At 58.1% G+C, this 17124-nt stretch carries 14 protein-coding genes and 1 riboswitch; of the genes, 5 read left to right on the top strand and 9 right to left on the bottom strand.

Annotated features, from left to right (window positions below; translation table 11 throughout):
* Positions 1–78: 78 nt before the first annotated feature.
* Positions 79–1086 carry a BMP family protein gene (locus tag R2A130_RS08695; RefSeq protein WP_009464687.1) on the bottom strand — a complete coding sequence of 336 codons (1008 nt, stop codon included), beginning with the start codon at positions 1084–1086 and terminating at the stop codon, positions 79–81.
* Between the two features lie 250 nt (positions 1087–1336).
* Between R2A130_RS08695 and R2A130_RS08700 the strand changes: the two genes are divergently transcribed.
* From R2A130_RS08700 to R2A130_RS08715, 4 genes are all read left to right on the top strand, one after another.
* Positions 1337–2350 carry a glucokinase gene (locus tag R2A130_RS08700; RefSeq protein WP_009464689.1) on the top strand — a complete coding sequence of 338 codons (1014 nt, stop codon included), beginning with the start codon at positions 1337–1339 and terminating at the stop codon, positions 2348–2350.
* A gap of 170 nt (positions 2351–2520) precedes the next feature.
* Positions 2521–4314 (top strand): ABC transporter ATP-binding protein, encoded by a 1794-nt coding sequence (locus R2A130_RS08705; RefSeq protein WP_050786100.1) that lies wholly within the window; start codon positions 2521–2523, stop codon positions 4312–4314.
* Positions 4315–4338: 24 nt separating this feature from the next.
* Positions 4339–5163: a 4-hydroxy-tetrahydrodipicolinate reductase gene (gene dapB, locus R2A130_RS08710; protein WP_009464691.1), complete on the top strand. Its 825-nt coding sequence runs from the start codon at positions 4339–4341 to the stop codon at positions 5161–5163.
* A 20-nt stretch (positions 5164–5183) separates the two neighbouring features.
* Complete coding sequence (locus R2A130_RS08715) at positions 5184–5825, top strand: 2,3-bisphosphoglycerate-dependent phosphoglycerate mutase (RefSeq protein WP_009464692.1); 642 nt, start codon at positions 5184–5186, stop codon at positions 5823–5825.
* A gap of 60 nt (positions 5826–5885) precedes the next feature.
* On the opposite strand, the gene R2A130_RS08720 is transcribed toward R2A130_RS08715, so the two are convergent.
* Positions 5886–7064 carry an O-succinylhomoserine sulfhydrylase gene (locus R2A130_RS08720; RefSeq protein ID WP_009464693.1) on the bottom strand — a complete coding sequence of 393 codons (1179 nt, stop codon included), beginning with the start codon at positions 7062–7064 and terminating at the stop codon, positions 5886–5888.
* A 99-nt stretch (positions 7065–7163) separates the two neighbouring features.
* Positions 7164–7241, bottom strand: a riboswitch (SAM riboswitch).
* 53 nt (positions 7242–7294) lie between these two features.
* Between R2A130_RS08720 and R2A130_RS08725 the strand changes: the two genes are divergently transcribed.
* On the top strand, positions 7295–8380 hold the full coding sequence (locus tag R2A130_RS08725; protein WP_009464694.1) for a 2'-deoxycytidine 5'-triphosphate deaminase: 1086 nt from the start codon (positions 7295–7297) through the stop codon (positions 8378–8380).
* 44 nt (positions 8381–8424) lie between these two features.
* Here R2A130_RS08725 and R2A130_RS08730 read toward each other — a convergent pair whose 3' ends face one another.
* The 7 genes from R2A130_RS08730 to speB form a co-directional block, all read right to left on the bottom strand.
* Complete coding sequence (locus R2A130_RS08730) at positions 8425–10353, bottom strand: glycosyltransferase family 2 protein (protein WP_009464695.1); 1929 nt, start codon at positions 10351–10353, stop codon at positions 8425–8427.
* 192 nt (positions 10354–10545) lie between these two features.
* Positions 10546–11598, bottom strand: coding sequence for an ABC transporter permease (locus R2A130_RS08735; protein WP_009464696.1), 1053 nt, complete (start codon positions 11596–11598; stop codon positions 10546–10548).
* Positions 11595–11897 (bottom strand): cupin domain-containing protein, encoded by a 303-nt coding sequence (locus R2A130_RS08740; RefSeq protein ID WP_009464697.1) that lies wholly within the window; start codon positions 11895–11897, stop codon positions 11595–11597. Before R2A130_RS08740 ends, R2A130_RS08735 begins: the two co-directional genes overlap by 4 nt.
* On the bottom strand, positions 11897–13270 hold the full coding sequence (locus R2A130_RS08745) for an ABC transporter permease (RefSeq protein ID WP_009464698.1): 1374 nt from the start codon (positions 13268–13270) through the stop codon (positions 11897–11899). Before R2A130_RS08745 ends, R2A130_RS08740 begins: the two co-directional genes overlap by 1 nt.
* A 243-nt stretch (positions 13271–13513) precedes the next feature.
* Positions 13514–14614: an ABC transporter substrate-binding protein gene (locus tag R2A130_RS08750; RefSeq protein ID WP_009464699.1), complete on the bottom strand. Its 1101-nt coding sequence runs from the start codon at positions 14612–14614 to the stop codon at positions 13514–13516.
* 121 nt (positions 14615–14735) lie between these two features.
* Positions 14736–15839 carry an ABC transporter ATP-binding protein gene (locus R2A130_RS08755; protein WP_040305516.1) on the bottom strand — a complete coding sequence of 368 codons (1104 nt, stop codon included), beginning with the start codon at positions 15837–15839 and terminating at the stop codon, positions 14736–14738.
* 172 nt (positions 15840–16011) lie between these two features.
* The gene (gene speB / locus R2A130_RS08760) at positions 16012–16983 is read right to left on the bottom strand and encodes an agmatinase (RefSeq protein WP_009464702.1); all 972 of its coding nucleotides are present in this window, start codon (positions 16981–16983) and stop codon (positions 16012–16014) included.
* Between the last annotated feature and the right edge of the window lie 141 nt (positions 16984–17124).

Consider the following 17124-nt stretch of genomic DNA (forward strand, 5'->3'; position numbering starts at 1 on the left):
GCCCGGCCCTAGTTGGGCCGCCCCGCCGGAGCGAAGGGCGCAGCCCGACAGCATGAGGCCAAACCCAAACATCTAGCGTTAGCTAGCTGGGCAAGCACTGTCGCTCATGTAGTCGTGGACTTTGACATCGCCGGACTTGATGGAAGTTGCTGCAGCTTCGACAGCTTTCAGCATGTCCGCATCGACGAGGCTTTTGTTGTTGTCGTCCATCGCGTAGCCGACACCGCCTGCTTTCAGGTCGAGAACGTTGAAGCCTGTGGTCCATTTTTCATCGGCCACATCCTTGAATGCTGAATAGACGGCGTTATCGACGCGCTTCAGCATGGAGGTGAGGATTTTGCCGGGGTGCATGCCGTTCTGGTTGCTGTCGACACCGATGCCGAGTGCGCCAGCGTCTGCTGCTGCCTGCAACACACCGATGCCGGTGCCGCCTGCTGCGTGATAGACAACGTCTGCGCCACGGTCGATCTGCGACTTGGCAAGCTCGCCGCCTTTAACGGGGTCATTCCATGCTGCGCCGGTTGTGCCGGTCATGTTCTGGAACACTTCAGCGTCCGGGTTCACGGATTTGACGCCCTGCACGTAGCCGCAAGCGAATTTGCGGATCAGCGGGATGTCCATGCCGCCAACGAAGCCGACCTTGCCGGATTTCGATGCGGTCGCCGCCATCACACCGACAAGGTAGGAACCTTCGTGCTCGGTGAAGAGAATGGAGCGCACGTTGGGCAGTTCCACAACCATGTCGACGATGCCGAATTTGGTGTCGGGAAATTCCTTGGCGACTTTTTCAAGCGCGACAGCTTGCGAGAAGCCGATCACGACGACAGGGTTGTGGCCGTCGCGGGCGTAACGGCGCATGGCCTGTTCGCGCTGGGCGTCGTTCTGTATTTCGAAGTCTTTGTAATCAATGCCGGTTTCTTCTTTGAAGCGCTCGGCTCCAGCGAAAGCGGATTCGTTGAAGCTCTTGTCGTTTTTGCCGCCGAGATCATAAACGAGGGCAGGTTTGACGTGACCATCGGCATAAGCGCCAACAACGCTGACAGCGGTAAAGGCTGCGGCGGCGAGGCCAAGCATGAAATGTTTCATGAGGAATGTCCTTTCGGGTGGGATGCGCGCCACAGGGGTGGCAATCGCGATCGGTTCGTGGGCTCTGGAAAGTGGTGCAGAAACCCGGTCCGGGGCCGGTTGAGGGCCACCGTTGCCATAAACCTTGCACGGTCTGCGCCGCATTGCACCGGCTTTTTTCCTTTGACGTGAGCGTAAGTCACCCTGTCCACAAACAGCTTCGGTAACTTCGCTCTTGAATGTCGCGGTGGCCGCTATAAGCAGCGTGTTCATGACCCGTAACACCACTCCACCAGTTCCGTTTCCTGCATTGCTCGCCGATATCGGCGGCACGAATGCACGCTTTCAGCTTGTCGATGCCGATGGCCCCAGGGGCGACGTTTGCGAACTCGTCGTTGCCGAGCATGAGAGCTTGGAAGCAGCAACGCAGTTGGTCATGCCAAAAGACGTGACCATCAAATCGGCCGTGCTGGCAGGTGCCGGACCTTTGAAGCCAACGGGAAGACAACTCACGAATTCCCATTGGGATATTGTGGCCGAAACTTTCATGGACCGTACGTCCATCGATAATCTGATCCTGTTCAACGATTTCGAAGCTCAGGCGCTCGCACTGCCGTTCCTCAAGCCGGAAGATTTCCATGAGTTGAATCCGCAAGCTATCGAAAACGAGCGTGCGACCAAAGCTGTTCTCGGCCCTGGAACAGGCCTCGGTGTCGGTCTTTTGGTGCGCAGCGGAGCTGGCTTCACCACCGTGGCCGGCGAGGGCGGCCACGTCGATCTTGGCCCGCGCAATGAACGCGAAGCGGCGATCTGGCAGCATCTGGACCGCATCGACGGGCGCATTTCAGGTGAGCAAGTGCTGTGCGGCCGCGGCATGGCGAACCTCTATCGCGCCACGTGCGTTGCCGATGGCGTAACGCCCGCGTTGGAAAAACCTGCCGACATTTCGGAGGCCGGGCTGGATGGCAGCGATCCGCAGGCCGTTGAAACGCTGCACATTTTTGCAGCCTGCCTTGGACGTATTGCGGGTGATCTTGCGCTTACATCTTTCAGCAAAGGCGGTGCGTATATCGGTGGCGGCATCGCAAGACGCTTGCTTCCGATCATCGATGAAGGCGGCTTGCTTGAAGCATTTCTCGACAAGGCTCCCCACAGGGCGCTGTTGGAAACCATGAAATTGGCCGTTGTCACCTGTCCGCAGCCCGCACTTCTCGGCCTGTCCGGATACGCCCGCGCGGCGGCACCTTTCGCGGTGGATCTTGAAGGTCGCCACTGGAAACGGTGATACGAGTGGTGCGTTTCGGGCTGCGGCATGCAACCCAAAAGCCACAGCCTGAAGCCAAACGCCGTTTTGGGCCTTTGATCTGCTTCGGGTGTGCAACCATCTCGGTCTAGAACGCACTCAAGCGGACGCTCTCGTCTGCAGTTTTATCAAAATTCGGGGCGCACGCGACTTTGGAGCGACTACTCAAACCCTTCATGAAGAACCCGCAGGACATGGGTATCTTCCAGCGCATGGTGTCGGAGAATTTCTCCCATTACCGGCGCGACTATGCATGGGCCGTGTTCTGCCTCGTCATCATGGCGGGCATCACTGCGTTTTCCGCCTGGCTTATGGGGCCGGTGGTGAAGGACGTGTTCTACGGCAATGATATGAACCAGGCCGTGTTCCTGTCTTCCGTGGTCGCCGCGATTTTCCTTGTCAAAGGCGCGGTGAGTTATTTTCAGGCGGTCATTTTGAACCGTATCGGCAACAACATGGTGGCCCGCTATCAGCGACGCCTGTTTCAGCACTTGCTCGATCTCGACGTAAAGTTCTTCGCCAAGCAGCATTCCGTGTCGCTGATCGCGCAGTTGAACCAGAACACGAACGCTGTGCGCGATCTACTCAACAACGTGGTTCTGGGCTATGCCCGTGATCTTGTTACGCTGATCGGCCTGGTCGGGGTGATGCTGTACCGCGACCCCTATCTGGCGCTGGCCATTCTTGTCATCGGCCCAATCGCACTCACGACACTGGCTCGCTATGCCCGGCGCGTGAAAGTGATCGCCCGCGAAGAGGTTCATATCAATTCGCAGGTCGCGACTGCCATGCAAGAGGTCGCCCACGGCATCCCGGTGGTGAAAGCCTTCACCATGGAGGAGCAGCTTCGCGTCAAGCTGGACGCGCTGACGGTAAAAGCCGAAGGCCGCTCCAACAACATCGCCCGCATTACCGCGCGCACATCGCCGCTGATGGAAACGCTCTCCGGTTTGGCGATTGCAGCGGTCATTTCCTACGGCGGTTGGCGTGTCATCACGCAGGGCTACGAACCCTCCGATCTGACCTCCTTCATGACTGCGCTTCTGTTGGCCTACGACCCAGCCAAGAAACTCGCCAAACTTCGGGTGACACTGGAGCGGTCGATGGTCAACGCGCGGATGATCTATGAAGTGTTGGACACCGAAATTGCATCGAAAGAAGCCGAAGCCGGTGTCGATCTCGTGATGGACGGCGGCGCGATCACTTTCGACAATGTAACGTTCAGCTATGACGAGCTGCCGGTGGAAGGGGCCACCCTGCGTGCCCCGTTGCCGGTTATTCGTGATCTTTCTTTCGTTGCGGAAGCTGGAAAAACCACAGCGCTTGTCGGCCCATCTGGCGGTGGTAAGTCCACCATCATCGCCTTGCTGCAGCGCTTCTATGCGACCGAAGAAGGCACGATCAGTGTCGATGGGCAGGATATCTCCAAGGTCTCCACCGCCGCTCTTCGTTCCAACATCGCCTACGTCTCGCAAGCTCCGGTGCTGTTTCAAGGTACGGTACGCGATAACCTGCGCTATGCCCGCCCTGACGCGACCGACGCCGAGATCGAGCAGGCAGCGAAGAACGCGCAGGCGCATGATTTTATTACCGCTCTCTCCAAAGGCTATGACACTCCACTTGGCGAGAACGGCGCAAACCTTTCCGGTGGCCAGCGCCAGCGCCTCTCTATCGCCCGCGCCATCGTCCGCAACGCACCTATCTTGCTGTTGGACGAAGCGACCTCCGCCCTCGATAACCAGTCGGAAGCTTTGGTGCAGACCGCGCTGGACGAGTTGATGAAGGGGCGCACAACCCTCGTTATCGCTCACCGCCTGTCCACCATTTCCAACGCTGACCGCATCATCGTCATCGACAATGGCGAGGTCGTCGACCAGGGCCGTCACGATGAACTTGTGGGTCGCAAGCGCGGTGTCTATGCAAGGTTGCATAACGTCACCGGATAATCCGGTTTTGCCGGAGCCGCCTTTATGTCCAGTCAGCCAATGAAAATCGTCGTCGTGGGCGCGGCTGGTCGTATGGGCCAAACGCTAGTGCGCGCGGTGGCCGAAACGGATGGTGTTATCCTGTCCGGCGCCACCGAGCGCGAGGGTTCCGATGCTATAGGCAAAGACGCAGGTGAGATCGCGGGTCTCGGCGCAAACGGCGTTATCATTTCCGACGATCCGCTGCCCGCGTTTGTTGAAGCAGATGGCGTTCTCGATTTTACTATTCCAGCAGCAAGCGTCGAATTTTCCACGCTCGCCGCGCAGGCCCGTATCGTTCATGTTATCGGCACGACGGGGTGCACGGATGATGATGAAGCAAAGTTCCTCGCGGCTGCCCGACACGCCCGCATCGTAAAATCCGGCAATATGAGCCTCGGGGTGAACCTGCTCGCCGTGCTTGTGCGCCAAGCCGCGAAAGCGTTGGCTGCTGCCGACTTCGATATCGAGGTTCTGGAGATGCATCACCGCCATAAGGTCGACGCCCCATCCGGCACCGCGCTTCTTTTGGGCGAAGCTGCCGCCGAAGGCCGCGACATTGTCTTGGCCGAAAACTCCACACGCGTTCGCGACGGCATCACCGGCGCACGTCCTGCTGGCGAAATCGGCTTTGCCACACTGCGAGGCGGCTCTGTCATCGGCGAACATTCGGTGCTTTATGCAGGCGAGGGCGAAACCATCGAACTCACCCATCGCGCCACCGACCGCCTGCTGTTCGCTCGTGGCGCGGTGAAAGCCGCCCTATGGGCATGGGACAAAAATCCAGGCCGCTACGATATGCTCGACGTGCTCGGGCTGTCCAAAGACTGAACCTTTTTAGGAGACCAAATATGTCCGGAACACTCGTCCTTGTGCGCCACGGCCAGAGCGAATGGAACAAGCTGAACCTGTTCACAGGCTGGAAAGATCCCGACTTGACGGAGCAGGGCGTCGAAGAAGCGATCGAGGCAGGCAAGACGCTTGGCGAACGCGGCATGAAGTTCGATGTGGCGTTCACATCAGAGCTAATTCGGGCCCAACGCACCTGCCAGTTCATTCTCGACGGCGTTGGTCAGGCTGATCTGCAAACCATCCGCCACGAGGCAATCAATGAGCGCGACTATGGCGATCTGGCAGGGCTGAACAAAGATGACGCGCGCGCCAAATGGGGCGAAGATCAGGTTCACATCTGGCGTCGCAGCTATGCCACACCGCCCCCCGGTGAAACCGGCGAGAGCCTGCGTGACACCGGTGCCCGCGTATGGCCCTACTACATCCGCGAAATTCTGCCCCGCGTTTTGCGTGGTGAAACGGTACTGGTCGCAGCCCATGGAAATTCCCTGCGCTCACTGGTCATGGTGCTCGATGGTCTGTCCAAAGAAGACATCACCGGCCTAAATTTAGGTACCGGCATTCCGATGATCTACAAGCTGAAAGCTGACAGCACGGTGGCCAGCAAAGAAGTGCTGGGCGACGACAGCAACGCGCACTGAGCTAAACTACGTCCTCAATTGTCATCCCCACGCAAACGGGGATGACAATTGATAGCCGAGTTAAATCGCAGCCAACGCCTGCTCGACATCACCGATCAGATCGCCTGTGTCCTCCAGTCCCACAGACAGCCGAACTGTGCCGCCAGTGATGGACAATTCATCGCGGTCTTCATCTGACAAGTTCTTATGCGTGGTCGTGGCAGGATGGGTGACGAGGCTTTTGGCATCGCCGAGGTTGTTAGAAATTCCGACAATCGCAAGCGCATTTTCAAACGCAAAAGCCGCCTGTTTGGACGCCAGTTCAAACGCCACCATGGTGGAACCGGCTGCCATTTGGCGCGCCGCAATATCAGCCTGCGGGTGGTCCGCGCGACCGGGATAGATCACACGGCTGACGGCTGAATGGTCGGCCAGGAAATCCGCAATCGCACCGGCACTTTCGGTTTGCTGGCGCGCGCGTAACGGCAGGGTTTCCAGCCCTTTCAGCAACACCCATGCGTTGAATGGCGACATGCTGGGGCCGGTGTGGCGGTAATAATCGAACAAGGTCTCGTCACTCCATTTCTTGTCGGACAGGATAGCTCCGCCCAGACAGCGTCCCTGACCATCGATATGTTTGGTCGCGGAATAGACCACCACATGCGCGCCCAGTTCCAGCGGGTTTTGGTAGAGCGGCGTGGCGAACACGTTGTCGACCACGAGGCGAGCATTCGCATCGCGGGCGATTTCAGCGACCGCTGCGATGTCCACCAGTTCCAGCGTCGGATTCGTCGGAGATTCGAGAAAGAGCACCCGCGTGTTGGGCCGCATGGCCCCCTTCCATGCGTCCAACGAACGCCCGTCCACCAGCGTCGCTTCGATACCGTATTGCGGGCAGAGCGTTTCCACCACCCAGCGGCACGACCCGAACAGCGCGCGCGCTGCCACGATGTGATCGCCCGCTTTCAATCCGCACATAAGTGCTGCAGAAATGGCGGCCATGCCTGAGGCCGTTGCAAGGCAGGCTTCCGCCCCCTCCATTGCGCACATGCGCTCTTCAAACATGGAGACGGTCGGGTTAGCGTAGCGTGAATAGACATAGCCTTCGTCTTCGCCTTTGAAGCGCGCTTCGGCAGCTTCCGCGCTGTCATAGACGAAGCCCTGAGTAAGGTAGAGCGCTTCGGATGTTTCGCCAAACTGTGAGCGGGTAGTGCCGCTGTGGATCAGGCGGGTGGCGGGTTGCCAGTTGTGGTTCTTCATATTCGTTCCTTCGCAATGCACATGCGAAGCCGTTCTGTGATGAGGCACAAAAAAAACCAGCTTCGCGGACAATCGCAAAACCGGTTGCATAGCGGGCTGTCCCACCATCGTTCGGTCCTTTAGCGACTTATTTTACGTGGCTGCAAGCCGACCGGCCAAATCACCACAAATATGGTGATAGGCTTCAAAGCACCGTTGCGTCAACGGCGTTCGCGCCGCACATCACTCTCATGTCGAGCGTATCCGGTATCCTCAGTGACCGTCAGATCGGTGACCTGTTCCAAACAGGCCGCCTCGCTTCCGATTCCGAACTGGAAAAAGACCAGATCCAGCCTGCCAGCCTTGATCTGCGCTTGGGCAGCAAAGCTTGGCGTGTCCGTGCCTCCTTTCTGCCGGGCGAAACGACGGTGGCTGAAAAGCTGGACCGCTTCGCGCTGCACCAATTCACGTTGGATGGTGGCACTGTGTTGGAAGTCGGCTGCGTTTACATTGTCGAATTACAGGAGCGCGCCGCACTGCCCGAAACGGTAGCGGCATCTGCCAATCCGAAAAGCTCTACCGGTCGTCTTGATATATTTACCCGCGTGCTTGTGGACCGTGCCCGCCAGTTCGACATGGTGGGGGCTGGTTACAACGGCCCGATCTATGTCGAGATTTCGCCTCGCACGTTCCCTGTTCTGGTCCGTCCCGGTTCGCGTCTGTCGCAAATCCGCTTCCGCGAGGGCGATGCGCTTTTGGGTGCTGAAGAGCTGTTGAAACTGCACGAAGCCGAAACGCTGGTGGCGGGTGAACGTCACGATATTGATGCCCGAGGCATCGCTATGTCCATTGATCTTTCAGGCGATGAAAACGGTCTTATCGGTTATCGTGGCAAACGCCACACCGGTGTGGTCGATGTGGACAAAAAGGCAGCCTGCAAGGTCGCCGACTATTGGGAACCGCTGCACCGCACCGATGGTGGCGAGCTGGTGCTGGACCCAGACGAGTTCTACATTCTCGTGTCCCGCGAGGCGGTTCACGTGCCGCCGGATTATGCCGCCGAGATGGTGCCGTTCGATCCGTTGGTGGGTGAATTTCGCGTCCACTACGCTGGTTTTTTCGATCCCGGCTTCGGCAATGCCAATGCCGGTGGTGCTGGCTCACGGGCTGTGCTGGAAGTCCGTAGCCACGAGGTGCCGTTTATCCTCGAACACGGACAAACTGTGGGTCGACTGGTTTACGAACGGATGCAGGAACGCCCTACCGCGCTATACGGCTCGGACCTCGGCTCTAATTATCAGGCGCAAGGCCTAAAACTGTCGAAGCATTTTTACTAGGTCGTGCGGCGCAGGTCCGGCAAGCGGAGCGACGGCCAGATAGATCACCGCCGCAGGCGGTGTTCGGTCTTTTCCCATTCATGCGGTTTGATGAGCAGGTGTAGCAATGCCCGCCATGCCGCAATGGACAACGCCATCCAATAGACCGGTAGCCATACGAGACCGGTCGCAAGGTGGCCTCGATTGCGCCACTTCAGAGTGCGCCAAGCCAGCCATGCGAAGGTGATGTAGCCCGCCAGAACGGTCGCCAAATCAATCGGCACCCAGACCGAAACCGGCTGCGAAGCTGCAACCGCGTTCCACACATCGACAGTCCAATAGGCGAGGAACCCCAGCAGAAGCGGATGCACCAACGCACAGCAGATCATGCCGGTTATCATAACGTGGAACATGATCGTGCCGCGAAAGCCAAGGTCGGATGAAAGCGCGACTGGGTTCCGCATATGGACCAGCCACGTTTGCATCCAGCCTTTGAACCAGCGGGTGCGCTGGTTGCGCCACGCCGTGAAATGGATCGGCGCTTCCTCCCATGTTGGCGAGCGCAGCACGTCAGTTCGGTAGCCGGTGCGTGCCAAGCGCATTCCGAGGTCCGCATCTTCCGTCACATTCCATGCATCCCACGCGCCACATTCGCGCAGCGCGTCCACCTTGAAATGGTTAGACGTGCCGCCCAGCGGCAGCGGTGCGCGAATGGAGGCTAGGAAGGGCAGCAAGCCGTCGAAAAGGCTGGAATATTCAACGGCGAACATCTTCGACAGCCAGCTCTCATCCGTGTTGTGAATGGCCAGCGGAGCTTGCAGGCAAGCGAGATCCGGGCCGCCTGCTGCAAAGGCATTGTGTGCTTCCATCAACTGGCCGGGGTGGGGGCGGTCTTCCGCATCGTAGATGACCAAGCGCTCAGCATCGATGAGTTGCAGCGTCCAATTCAACACCTTGGGTTTGGTGCGTGGCTTTGAGACGGGAACAACCACCAACTGCATATGGGCGAGGCCGGGTTTCTCCAATTCATGCCATACCGCATTGATCGTTTCGCCATCGTCTGCATCGCATATCAAGCGGACCGCGAGCCGTTCCTTTGGCCAGATCAGCTTGGATAAAGCCCCTACCAAATCCGGCACCTGTCCGGCCTCTTGGCGCATGGGAACCAAAACGGCGTAGCGCGGCAGTGCTGCGCGGTCGCTTAAGCTTTCGGGCATGGATGTGTCGTGGGCCGGCGGTCTGGTGCGGCGAAAGCGGATGGCAGCCGCGCCGCGCACGGCAATGCAAGCGAGGTAAAAGCCCGTTGCCATGATGTGAAGCAGAAGCTGCGGTGTGCCGGGTGAGAAAATGGCGAGATACAGCAGAACCTGTATCAAGACCAAGAGCACGACGGCCTGAACGGCTGTCATGGAGCGCTCGGCGTTCATCCCTGCTAACCGCGATGGATATATGGCCTTTTGCGTCAGACTGGCCGCGTGGCGTGCCTGCACCGCGATCCGATTTGCAGTGCGTGTGACGACACTCGCCCGTCCGCTGAGTGCTGATCTGTTGCGGGCCATCAGGTCCAAAACCTGCCGCCCCGGAGCAATATGAATGCGCCCGGGCAACGGGACGCCAGTTACCGGGTCAGCAACATGGGAAACCAACTGCTCGGCTCGCGCCAATGTCTCCGGATCGGGGACGCCGTGGCGGGATGGTTCCAGTGAGATGGTGCGTTCTTCGAAGGGCAGGTTGTGGTGGAATGCGAGGCAGCGGAAATAGTCGCGTTCGGTTAGCACTCCGTGGAACAGCAAGACGTCGGAAGCCGACACACCGAACAGGTGGGCGCGGTTTTGCGCAGCCGTTAAAACTGCGCGTTCGTGTCCGAAGCTTTCCAGAAATGCGATGTCTGCATCAAGCTGCTGCCCCGCGTCTTTAGGGGTCTGCGACTGATTGGATGTCGCGATAGCAGCATTATCCTGCGTAGAGTCCTGCTCCGCTGTACCGTAATTCACCCGCCGCCTTCCCAAAGCTGCGATGCCCCATATCCGGGTTCACGCCGCAACTCGCCCATTTGGTGCATCAACTCAAGCAGATGCAATTCGCCCTTTCGGCCTGCCCACCGATAAGAAAGATTGGCGCGCTAGGAGCGTGTTTGCAAGCACTGCTGTGCCGCAGGCGACGTCTGACTTAGTCGATGGGAACGCTTAGTCAGGTGACAGACCACGCATACGTTCCGAACGACGACGAAGCAGTTCGACCGTGGTCAGCAATGCGATGGAGAAGAACACGAGGATTGTCGCAGCCGCCAAGATAGTGGGCGAAATCTGCTCGCGAATGCCGTTCCACATCTGGCGAGGAATGGTCTGCTGGTCGAAGGCTGCGATGAACAGCACCACCACAACTTCATCAAACGATGTGACAAAGGCAAACAGCGCACCTGAAATCACACCCGGCGTAATGAGCGGCAGTATGATCTGGCGGAAAGTCGTAAGATCGTTTGCGCCCAAAGACTGTGCGGCCCGTGTAAGCGAATGGTCGAAACCCACTAGCGTGGCTGTCACGGTGATGATGACGAAGGGAATGCCCAGCGTCGCGTGGGCCATGATGATGCCGATATAGGAGTTGGCGAGGCCGACATCTGAGTAGAAAAAGAACAGGCCCGTTGCCGTGATGATGAGCGGTACGATCATCGGCGAGATGAGGAAGGCCATGATCGTCCGGCGCCAAGGCATTTCAGGACGCGACAGGCCGAGCGCTGCCAATGTGCCAAGTGCTGTGGCCAGCAAAGTGGCGAAAAAGCCGATGATAATGGAGTTCTTAGTGGCGTTCACCCATTGCGAGTTGTTCCACATATCTGACCACCATGCAGCGGAATCTGGGTTGTCAGGGTTCGCCATGCCCAGCGCGAGCATCTGATCGTACCAACGCATGGAGTAGCCTGCGGGGTCGAAGGCCAGCATCTTTTCGGTGAAAGTGAAGTACGGTTCCGCGTTAAACGATAGCGGAATGACCACGAGGATTGGCGATATGAGGAACACAAAAATAGCCGCGCACATGAATGTATAGGTGTAGGCCCACGCCATTTCGCCGCGCGATGTGTAGGCCGGTTGCTCCTGCATCAGCGCCAATGGCACGCCGAAGAACAGAAGGAAGGCCAGAACCACAATCCAGTTAAAGGTGACCACAGCCAACAGCACGGCGATCGCGACTAGCGCGATGGCACCTTTGCCGGACAGATTGTTGATGATGTGCTTCATTTTATTTCGAGCTCCACGAAACTCATGGGCGCGTCACCGCCGTTGATGACGTTGTGTTCGACGCCGCAGGCGTTCTGGTAGGATTCACCGGCACCCAATTTCACCGTGCGGCTGGTGCCGTCCGGCTCTTCCAGCAGGAAGTTGCACGGGGTGATGGTGGTGATGACGTAGTCGAGGCCGTGTGTGTGCCAGCCGGTTTCAGCGCCCGGCGCAAAGTCGAAACGCACGGAACGAAACCGTTCGTTTTCAAACAGCGGAACGACGGCGGCGGGTGATCGTTTTGTGTCGGAACGCGCCATCAACCGAGCTTCATATTGTCGATGCCGATGATGCGGTCATAGAGCCAGTACATAATCAACACGATGACGAGCAGGATGGCGGAAAGTGCCGCAGCCAGCGACCAATTGAACGACTTTTCGATGTGGAAGGCGATCAGATTGGAGATCAGCGTACCCTTCGCGCCGCCAACAAGGGCGGGTGTGATATAGTAGCCAACGGCCAAAATGAACACGAGCAATAAGCCTGCGCCGATGCCGGGGATTGTCTGCGGGAAATAGACTTTCCAGAACGCCCGAGGTTGCGATGCGCCCAGCGAACGGGCCGCACGCACATAGCTCGGCGGGATGGTTTTCATGACCGAGAACAGCGGCAGGATCATGAAGGGCAGCAGAATGTGCACCATCGCAATGATCGTACCGGCTTGATTGAACATCATTTCCAAACGGCCGGTGGAGCCGATGATTCCAGCTTGTTGCATAGGGTCGAACAGCGCGAGTTTTTGCATCAGCGTGAAGAAGCCTAGCGCATCAAGCGCATCGTTGACGACGCCCTGCGATTGCAGCAGCACGATCCACGATGTCGTTCGCACCAGCAGCGATGTCCAGAAGGGCAGCAACACGAGTATGAGCAGCAGGTTTGCATAGCGCGTCGGCACCGTCGCCAGCATATGCGCGACGGGGAAACCAAGCAGGAAACACAGCCCAGCGATGAGCGCTGACAGGATCAATGTTCGAACGAAAATATCCTTATAGACCGCACGTTTTTCATCCACCGCGACGACAGAGCCGTCCGGTTGTTGCGTCAGATCAACTGCAGAATAGTAGAATGATGCGGTGTTTGGCGAAGAGCCGCGGCGCATGACGCCCCACAGGTCGGGGTCAACCCATCGTTTATCGACCTTCTCGAAGGCCTCTTTGAACGGTGCCTCCAGCTTGTCGGCACGACGGCCTGTTTTGGTGAAGAGCGAACGGGAACCGGGCAGGTCGTAATTGATACGCGTGCCCATCTGACCGGCGGTGCGTTCTTTCTTGGCGATCCTCAGGTCGGCAGCAAGCGCTGCCCATGCCGCCTCATCCTCCGGCACGCCGACGATGCCGGGGTTCTGATCGAACCACTGCGACAGGGCAGGCGCATTGGCGGAAAAGCTGTCGTTATTCACCGAGCGGAACAGCATCGACCCGATAGGTGCGATAAAGGTGATGAGGATAAAGGCCAGCAGCGGGGCCACCAGAATGAAAGCGCGAATGCGTGCCTGTCGTTGTGCTTTGCCCAACGCGGCCTTCAGCGGCGTGCCGTCAGCAGTGGTAAGAGGGCCTTTGCCTGTCTGCGGAGCGAGCGCGGCAAGTGCTGCGGCTTTGTACTGTGAATTATCAGCTGCGGTCGTATCGGCCATGTCTGCCCCCTCGCTCCACCCCCTCGATCTAAGGAGGGGAGCGGAAAATTGATGTGTCGGCGGCGCGGTTGGCAGCCATCTCCGACGGTGTCTTTAACGTTTTGCAGCGTGGCCCGAATGGCCCGTTCGCTGCAAGGACTTAGCATAAAAAAGGCCGGAACATCCGTGGATGCCCCGGCCTCTTATTAGTTCAAAGCGTCGGGGAAGCGAGGAGCATGCTCATCATCTCCACCCGAAAGCGCCTTAGCTGTTCAACCATGCGTTGAAGCGCTCGGACAGTTCCGCATCGCGGTCAGCCCAGAACTCGAAGGAGTTCACGAGAGCGTTGCCCATGTTGGCTGCAGCTGTTGGCATCTGCGGGCCCATTTCGGTTTTACCGTCGTTGAACAAGCCAACGAGGGGACCGGAGGATTTGCGGGCTGGACCGTAGGAGATCCATTTTGCCTGCTCGGCCAGTGCTTCGGTGGACGTGGCGAACTTGATGAAGTCCATCGCGCCTTCTTTGTTCGGTGCACCTTTAGGGATCACGAACAGGTCGAAGTCGAGGATCTGGCCGTCCCAGACGATTTCGAACGGCTTGTTCTCGGTAACGGCTGCGTTGAAGATACGGCCGTTATAAGCGGTGGTCATGGCGACTTCGCCATCGGCCAGCAGCTGTGGCGGCTGTGCACCGGCTTCCCACCAGACGACGTCAGCTTTGATGGTGTCGAGTTTCGCGAGTGCGCGCTCGACACCAGCTTCGGTTGCCAGCACTTCATAAACTTCAGCGGCAGGAACGCCGTCAGCCATCAGAGCCATTTCCAGGTTGGCTTTTGCAGACTTACGCAGGCCGCGCTTGCCTGGGAATTTCTTCGTGTCGAAGAAATCGGCCATCGTCGTTGGCTTGTCGCCCGAGATTTTCGAAGAGTCATAAGCATACACTGTCGACCAAACGATGTTGGCAACTGCACAATCGGTCAGTGCGCCTGGAATGAAATCGTCGGTAGCTTTGGATCCGTCGGCACCATCTGGCAGTGCGGAAGCATCGATTGGCTCCAGCAGGCCTTCGTCACACAGACGTACGGCATCGGAATACTCAACGTCAGCGACATCGACAGTCACGTTGCCGGCTTCGACCTGTGCTTTGATGGGTTTGGCAGGATTGTCGGAATCAACGGAGTTGATTTTGATGCCTGTCTTTTCGGTGAACGGCTTGTGGTAAGCCTCGACCTGGGACTTGGTGTAAGCACCACCCCAAGACATCACGGTTACTGCTTTGGAGTGACCGTCAGCGAAAGCTGCGGTTGCGCCCAGAGCGACGGATGCTGTCAGCACGGTGCTGGCGAGAAGTTTTGTGAGTTTCATGTGGTAGTCTCCCTTTGAGATAACTCTCATGTTTGTATCCGGCCTTGGTTTTCTGCTTTGGCTGGATGGTTTTGCGGTCTCCGCAACGTTGTGCGGCGACCTGCAACTTTATTGGCCGTTTTTACGAAGCCAAATGATCGAGTGCCCGGCAATCGGCTGATTTCCAGCCAACGCGTACGGTATCGCCTTCAACCAGCGGTTTGTGATCCGCGCTGTTGGGCACTTTCACGATGAAGTCCGGGTTACCGGCGACATTCATACGTGTGCGAATATGGTCACCAAGATAGATCAACTCTTCGATGCGGCCGGACAGAATATTGTCCACCTGACCATCGTCTGGTTCTATCTCGACGCGCTCTGGGCGCAGCGACAGGGTTGTCAGATCGCCAGCGTTATCAATGCCAACGGCTTCTGCCGAAACCTTCTGCCCATCATCAAGCGTGATTGTGGCAACACTGTCCTTCACCTGATTGACCCGACCGTTCAGCTTGTTGTTCTCGCCGATAAACTGCGCAACGAACGAATTCATTGGCCGCTCGTAGAGGTCGTCCGGTGTCGAAAGCTGTTGGATCACGCCGTCTTCGAAGACCGCGATTCGGTCCGACATGGTCAGCGCTTCGGCTTGGTCATGGGTCACATAAACGACGGTGACGCCGAGATTTTCGTGAATATGCTTGATTTCATACTGCATCTGCTCGCGCAGCTGCTTGTCGAGCGCGCCCAGCGGCTCATCCATAAGGATCAGCTTGGGATCAAACACCAAGGCACGAGCAACGGCGACACGTTGCTGTTGGCCGCCGGAAAGCTGTGCCGGGCGACGGTCGGCCATGGCAGGAAGTTCCACCATTTCCAGCGCGCGTTTCACCTTCGCTTCGGCTTCAACCTTGTTCATGCCGCGCACGTTGAGCGGAAAGGCGAGGTTCTCGGCCACAGTCATGTGCGGGAAAAGAGCGTAGTTCTGGAACACCATGCCGATGCCGCGCTTGTTGGGCGGCACGTTGTTGATGCTTTCCCCACCGAGATAAATCTCGCCATGGGTGGCGGGCTCAAAGCCTGCCAGCATCATCAAAGACGTGGTTTTACCTGAACCCGACGGGCCAAGCATGGTGAGAAACTCACCTTCGGGAATGTCGAGATTGAGATCTTTGACGACGAGCGTTTCGCCGTCATAGCTCTTCTGGACGTGGTCAAAACGCACATAGGCGTCGGACTCTGAGTTACTCAAATGGTCACCTGAATTTGGTCGGCCCCTGAGCGAAGAAATGACCGCGTGCCATCCCCTCGCGCGTGTTGCGGCGCAGACAACCCGATCATGACGTGAACGTCAACAGCAGAGTGCGACGCAGGCCGGTGTTGATACGACAACGGTTAAGTGCAGAATCGGCAACGCCTATATTTTAGCGACCTGATTTGCGCTCGTGGAAGATGAAACCCAGCAGATTCAGCAGCACTTGTGCAGCCAGAATGGGCGTCGAACCTGACGGGTCATAATCGGGGGCGACTTCCACAAGGTCGATACCAACGATGGTGTGGCTCTTCGATAGCTCCTGCAGGAACTCCAGCACTTCGTAATAGAGAAACCCGCCATGGGACGGCGTGCCGGTGCCCGGTGCGATAGAGGGGTCGAAGCCATCTATGTCGATGGTGATGTAGATCCTCTCACCGGCCGGAACCCTCTCCGCCATCGCCTGCGGTCCAAGCTTCCGGAACTGACGCACCGACATGATGTCGGAACCGCGCGACCGCGCATCCTCATAGCCTTCCTTAGCTGTAGAAGAGACATTACGGATGCCGAATTGCGAGAGGCCGGTCACGTAGTCCCGCTCTGCTGCCCGTCGCATGGGGTTGCCGTGGCCGTTGCGAACACCGTGTCGTTCATCGACGAAATCCAGATGCGCGTCGATCTGTACGATGTGGAACGGCTCTTCTTCGCTGAAGGCAGCGATGGCTGGAATGTTGATCGAGTGGTCCCCGCCCAGCGTTACCGGTATCGCGCCTGCCGCCAGCACCGCGCGCACGCCGGTCTCGATATTGGCGTGGGAGGTGACCGTATCGGTGTGGATGATGTCGGCATCGCCCATATCAACGATGGTCACGTCACCATCCAGATATGTCGCGTCGTCCTCATGGTCGTAGGCACCGGCATGGCCGAAAGAGAACAGCGTCGAGGCTTCACGGATCGAGCGCGGCCCGAAGCGGGCGCCCGCGCGAAACTGTGTGCCTGCATCAAACGGTGCGCCAAGTACGGCTACGTCCGGTTTCATGTCTTTAAGCTTCGACCAATCACCGCAAACCTCGCGTTTGCCGAAGGTCGCGATGCCGACGAAGGGCAGGTTCAACCGCCCGCTTTCATAGCCGTGAGATGACATGGGCTTATCCGTTCTTGTTCTGGCTTGGCTTGTGGAGTGTTGCGCCGACTGTGGCATTTTTCACAGCCCCGCCTGCCATCGGTGTTAACTTGCCGTCAACCAATTGCCGTCTCGCGCGTTAGGGAGCAGACGAACACAGCC

Source organism: Ahrensia sp. R2A130, from assembly GCF_000179775.1.
GTDB lineage: Bacteria > Pseudomonadota > Alphaproteobacteria > Rhizobiales > Rhizobiaceae > Pseudahrensia.

Bases quoted from the DNA above. Each gene is read 5' to 3' on its own strand.
- R2A130_RS08695 (WP_009464687.1), bottom strand. From the start codon at position 1,086: ATGAAACATTTCATGCTTGGCCTCGCCGCCGCAGCCTTTACCGCTGTC.
- R2A130_RS08715 (WP_009464692.1), top strand. From the start codon at position 5,184: ATGTCCGGAACACTCGTCCTTGTGCGCCACGGCCAGAGCGAATGGAAC.
- R2A130_RS08725 (WP_009464694.1), top strand. From the start codon at position 7,295: ATGTCGAGCGTATCCGGTATCCTCAGTGACCGTCAGATCGGTGACCTG.
- R2A130_RS08750 (WP_009464699.1), bottom strand. From the start codon at position 14,614: ATGAAACTCACAAAACTTCTCGCCAGCACCGTGCTGACAGCATCCGTC.
- R2A130_RS08735 (WP_009464696.1), bottom strand. From the start codon at position 11,598: ATGAAGCACATCATCAACAATCTGTCCGGCAAAGGTGCCATCGCGCTA.
- speB (WP_009464702.1), bottom strand. From the start codon at position 16,983: ATGTCATCTCACGGCTATGAAAGCGGGCGGTTGAACCTGCCCTTCGTC.
- R2A130_RS08720 (WP_009464693.1), bottom strand. From the start codon at position 7,064: ATGAAGAACCACAACTGGCAACCCGCCACCCGCCTGATCCACAGCGGC.
- R2A130_RS08700 (WP_009464689.1), top strand. From the start codon at position 1,337: ATGACCCGTAACACCACTCCACCAGTTCCGTTTCCTGCATTGCTCGCC.
- R2A130_RS08740 (WP_009464697.1), bottom strand. From the start codon at position 11,897: ATGGCGCGTTCCGACACAAAACGATCACCCGCCGCCGTCGTTCCGCTG.
- R2A130_RS08745 (WP_009464698.1), bottom strand. From the start codon at position 13,270: ATGGCCGATACGACCGCAGCTGATAATTCACAGTACAAAGCCGCAGCA.
- dapB (WP_009464691.1), top strand. From the start codon at position 4,339: ATGTCCAGTCAGCCAATGAAAATCGTCGTCGTGGGCGCGGCTGGTCGT.